Below are 4,662 nucleotides of genomic sequence, written 5' to 3'. Positions count from 1 at the left end.
TCACTGATTTACAAGGTTTCTTATTTTTAGTTGCCTAGATCGTTGCCTTTTCTCACCATCTTTATTTTTTAAAATCATCAAAATAAATTGGAGATTTTATTCGGAGATCAATATCTTTTTTATGAAGTTCTTTAATTCCTTGAAATTTGAGGGGATTATTATACATATCTAAAAATATATCAAAATTATCACTTGTTATTGCACTACCATCAAGAGAACAACCAATACATATGCTACTATAGTTCAATGTTCCAGAGAATTCATGTATACCAGATGGCTCATTAAATTGAAAATCATATGTTTTATTTCTATCTTGAAAAACAAAATAAGACGCGTAATATACCTCTCCATTATAATCCTTTTGAAAAACTGATTTTATTTTATGATTTTCAAAATACCATTTCATTTGACGTGTTTTGGTAGTTTGAGATTTTAAAACTCCATTTTTGAAAATCAAAGTATAGTCTGCCCAACCATATTGTTTATCGAGCTCTTTACTTTTTTTTATGACCGTTCCGTCTACTAACCTTCCATTACAATATGCGACTAGTTCTCTAACAATATAAGAAAAGTTTGGATCATCATAACTTACTGGTTTACCTGTTTTGTAGTGAATATATGTTAAATCACTAATTTCTGTTATTCTATTTCCGCCAGAACAAATAGGTGAGTCAGAACAACTAAAATTTAACAAAACCAATATGTAAAAAAGTATTTTATATTTCATTTTTTTCTTTTTAACCTTATAATCCAAACGAACATTAGAATGAAAATTATAGGTTCTATAATTACAAAAATCCAAATATTAATTTCTTTGTAGCTTAAACCGACCACATCACCAAACCATCTTAAAAATTCTACACAAGCATCAAAAAGATTATCCATAAATCAAATATAAATAAATTTACCAATCTGAAGTTTTTGCGAACCATAAAAACCCAAAAAATAACATAGAGGGTATTTGTAAAAGATCGTAAAACTGCATGGAGGCAATTATAATCATTACATACCCTATTAGTCTTATGAATCGTTTATTAGCTTCTCTCATAGTTCTTAAGTTTTATAGTTAATAGATAGGTTTTAATCAGTAGGATCGCAAATACAATGGGTTCGATAATCAAAAAGATCCATACGTTGAGTTTTTGGTAGGTCATTCCTAACAGTCTACTTACTAGTTGCAAAAGTCTTACGGATTGGTTAAATACTTCGTTCATAATCAATGGGTTAATTTATTATATGTAATCTTGGTTGGGGGAGTTTACATATAGGTTTTTTGGGGGGAGGTTTATAGTAGGTGGTAAACGTTTACACATTTAGGGAATCCAAAAAAAATATTTCATATTAAATACTCATATTATGATATATATTTTATACATTGTTTGGTCTATAAAAACAAGAAAACGAACCTATTAAAGAGGTTTTAGAAGATAAGGGTATCAAACAAAAATGGCTCGCTGAAAAGCTTGGGAAAAGCTATAATATGCTAAATGGGTATATACAGAATAGAAGACAGCCAAGCCTAGAGGTTCTATATAAAATTGCTCAGATTTTAGATGTAGAACCCGAAGTATTGTTAAAGAAAATTTAAAATAAACTAATTTCAGATTTATGGGGTATGTAAATAATGAACAAATTATTGATTTCAAGTCAAAAATAACTAGCGATCCATCAACACTAGGGAAAATATATAAAGCAAAAAAAAGTCCTAATTATATTATTAGTGTTGATCATAATTTAGTAGAAGATAAACTAAAAGAAGGCTGGATTGTTAATTCTATTTTAAAAACAAAAACTAAGCTTTCAAAAGAAAAAACGCATAGTAAAAAATTTGAAGATGATATTTGGTGTCAATTTTACGAACTTGGATTTAGAACACTAAATATTGATGAAAATCTTGAATTACCTTTTAGTAAAAACCCCAATGATAAAAAACAAATTGATGTAATAGCAGTAAATAACGAAACTGCAATAATTATTGAATGTAAATCTTCCGCCAAGCTAAAAAAGCCCCATCATACAAAGATGAGTTTGATCTTTTGGGATTAAGATTAGATGGTTTTTCAAAGGTTTTGAAACAAGTATTTAATAGTTCAATCAAGGTTAAATTTATTTTTGCCACTCGAAACTTAAGAATAGATCCTGAAAGTATTGACATGGAACGATTCTTTAAAACAAGATCTTATCTTCATAATGACAGCTCTTTCCAATATGTAAATAGCATTATTAAAAATTATAAAAATGCAGCTAGATATCAATTTATGGGTTTATTGTTTAAGAATCAGCTCATTAATAATGATAAAATTGAAATTCCTGCTGTTGAGGGAGAAATGGGAGGTCTAAATTATTACATGTTTTCAATAGAACCAGGAACCTTATTAAAAATGGGATTTGTACTACACCGTACTAAAGCGAATGAGGAAGAAATGCCAACTTACCAAAGATTACTTGTACCTAGTAGACTCAAAGGAATTACAAATTTTATTGATGGTCCAGATGGTAAGGGTGGTGGATTTTTCCCAAATTCTATAATTGTAAACTTTAATACTAAAAACCATAAAATTATTTTTGAAGCAGGTTCAAAATCAAGTAACTCATCATCAAGATTTGGAATGCTAAAATTGCCTAATGCTTATAGTATTGCTTATATTATTGATGGTCAACACAGGTTATATGGTTATGCTAACTCAAAATTTAAAGACTCTAATACAATTCCAGTTGTTGCATTTTCAAATCTCCCCTCAATTACTCAACTTGAAATGTTCATGAACATTAATCAAAATCAAAAAGCTGTAAGCCCAAGTTTAAGATTAACCCTTGAAGAAGATTTATTTTGGGATGCAGATAGAGCAGATTCAAGGATAAAAGCACTTAGGTCTTCAATCATAAAAATGTTGTGTATTTCTCAAACCTCTCCATTATTAAATAAAATTTCTATAGGAGAGGATAAAGCCGAATTAGCTTTTAAACCTTTCGCAACTGCTTTTAGTTCGTCTGGTTTACTACCAAGTGCAAAAGGAAATAAGTATTTAGATAAAAATATAAAATCATGTATCTACGATATTAATAACAATGATCATGATAATGAAATGAGAAAAGCAAGAAAATCAATTACCAAGTTTATTGAAATTTGCTACTCATTCGTTGAGGACAACTACGAGCATATTTTTTCAAGAGAAAAATACTTTATAATTTCAAATAGAGGTACTTATGCATTTGTTAATATAATTGGTAGTCTTAATTCTTTTCTTTCACACAAAGGATTAATTGACAAAAAAAGTAAGCCTCAAGAACGATTTGATCAAATGGAAAAATATTTAGCTTCATTACTTGAGGGAATTAATAGTATAAGTAAGGCTAAGGAAGATAGTTTATTGACTCTTATAGGTGCAGGAGCTGATGTGAAATGGCTGAGATTTTTTCAATCATTAATTAATGAACGCTTTGATGAATATAATCCAAAAGAACTCATTGAGTGGAAAGAAAGAAATGATACTAATTTGCAAGACGAAGGGAGGAAATATGGTATTGCTATTGAAAAATTTATGAAGAAAAAAGTTCTTAGCAATTTAAAATTGATGTTTTTAGATAATTGGGAATTGGAAATTAACACTATTAAAACAAAATGTCAAGCCAGCGCTAACAATGAGATGGAAAGATATTACAAGGAGTTCAATGAAAAGAAATCTGTAGAATGGACTGAAATGTTTGGGATTAGTGACTATAAGACCATAATTGATAAATATTTTGATAAACGAGGAAATGTTTCTGAAAATGACAGTTTTAAAACTTTTAAAGAATTATTTTCAATAGATATTGGTCTGGGATTTAACAGTAACAAAGAAAAAACAAGATGGATATCAAAATTTGGTTCTTTAAGAAATAATTGGGCTCACGAAGCTTCAAAAAATAATGGTCTAAGTAAAGAGGAGGTTGAATTACTTAAAATAATGTACAATAAATGTAATGAAAGTCTTCACTAATAAAATGAATCAATTTTAAAAACTCTTATATTTATAATTCATTTAATTTACTAGATAAAATATTAATTACCTTGAAATATGAAAAATAATATTGGTTATGGAAAAGCACTACTTTACATTTGTGCAGCAGTAACAGTCATTCTTTTTATTGGTGCAGGTTTTGATGCTGTAGGTAATATGTTAGAAAATCTTTCATGGTTTGGAAGTGCAATAGTAACAATTGGGTTTGGGTATTTAATGTACAAGCTTTTTGGTTAAATAAATCTAATACTTTTGATGATTCTTTATATCTAAATAAAAATCAATCAAATCATAATTAATATCTTTACGTCCTATAAACTTAGTCACATAGGATGTTATTTTTTGATTATCATAAACACTTTGCCAATCACCCACTGCAAAGCTTACAGAATTATTAAATTCTTTATAGGTGATGTCTTTATTTGAGGCAATAAGGCTATGTGTATGTGAATTTCTATAGTCTCCTTTATCCCATTCAGTAACATAAAATATTTTATAAACATAGGGATGCTTTGAAGAGATTTGCTTCATCCAATTACGAACAGTCATATAATTTGTTTTATAGGGAGATCTAAAGGTTGCAAAATAATCCCATTGATAAGAATTCAACCACTTTGCATAATGATGATTGACCATAATTTTGAGTTTAGATAATAGCAGA

Annotated in this window: 6 protein-coding genes; 4 read left to right on the top strand and 2 right to left on the bottom strand. The window is 28.4% G+C overall.

The annotated features are described in order from the left end of the window. Nucleotides 1-61: 61 nt before the first annotated feature. Complete coding sequence (locus ACFDSN_RS11720; protein WP_375240042.1) at nucleotides 62-727, bottom strand: hypothetical protein; 666 nt, start codon at nucleotides 725-727, stop codon at nucleotides 62-64. Nucleotides 728-1,408: 681 nt separating this feature from the next. On the opposite strand from ACFDSN_RS11720, the gene ACFDSN_RS11715 reads away from it, so the two are divergent. From ACFDSN_RS11715 to ACFDSN_RS11700, 4 genes are all read left to right on the top strand, one after another. Beyond that, nucleotides 1,409-1,588, top strand: coding sequence for a helix-turn-helix domain-containing protein (locus tag ACFDSN_RS11715; protein WP_375240043.1), 180 nt, complete (start codon nucleotides 1,409-1,411; stop codon nucleotides 1,586-1,588). A gap of 20 nt (nucleotides 1,589-1,608) precedes the next feature. Further along, complete coding sequence (locus ACFDSN_RS11710; protein ID WP_375240041.1) at nucleotides 1,609-2,046, top strand: hypothetical protein; 438 nt, start codon at nucleotides 1,609-1,611, stop codon at nucleotides 2,044-2,046. Then, nucleotides 2,037-3,980 (top strand): DGQHR domain-containing protein, encoded by a 1,944-nt coding sequence (locus tag ACFDSN_RS11705; RefSeq protein ID WP_375240040.1) that lies wholly within the window; start codon nucleotides 2,037-2,039, stop codon nucleotides 3,978-3,980. The genes ACFDSN_RS11710 and ACFDSN_RS11705 overlap by 10 nt, the downstream gene beginning before the upstream one ends. Nucleotides 3,981-4,058: 78 nt before the next feature. Next, nucleotides 4,059-4,238, top strand: a complete 180-nt coding sequence (locus ACFDSN_RS11700) for a hypothetical protein (RefSeq protein WP_375240039.1) — start codon at nucleotides 4,059-4,061, stop codon at nucleotides 4,236-4,238. 6 nt (nucleotides 4,239-4,244) lie between these two features. Here the strand turns inward: ACFDSN_RS11700 and ACFDSN_RS11695 are convergent, their stop codons facing one another. Next, nucleotides 4,245-4,637: a hypothetical protein gene (locus ACFDSN_RS11695; protein ID WP_375240038.1), complete on the bottom strand. Its 393-nt coding sequence runs from the start codon at nucleotides 4,635-4,637 to the stop codon at nucleotides 4,245-4,247. Nucleotides 4,638-4,662: the final 25 nt, after the last annotated feature.

This window comes from Aurantibacter sp., from assembly GCF_042094015.1.
Classification (GTDB): domain Bacteria; phylum Bacteroidota; class Bacteroidia; order Flavobacteriales; family Flavobacteriaceae; genus Aurantibacter.
Note: the sequence above shows the minus strand (reverse complement) of the source record. Positions and strands in the feature narration are given on the sequence as shown.

What these genes read in the sequence shown, in the direction of transcription:
- ACFDSN_RS11720 (WP_375240042.1), bottom strand. Translation starts at nt 727, where the DNA reads ATGAAATATAAAATACTTTTTTACATATTGGTTTTGTTAAATTTTAGT.
- ACFDSN_RS11710 (WP_375240041.1), top strand. Translation starts at nt 1,609, where the DNA reads ATGGGGTATGTAAATAATGAACAAATTATTGATTTCAAGTCAAAAATA.
- ACFDSN_RS11700 (WP_375240039.1), top strand. Translation starts at nt 4,059, where the DNA reads ATGAAAAATAATATTGGTTATGGAAAAGCACTACTTTACATTTGTGCA.
- ACFDSN_RS11695 (WP_375240038.1), bottom strand. Translation starts at nt 4,637, where the DNA reads ATGGTCAATCATCATTATGCAAAGTGGTTGAATTCTTATCAATGGGAT.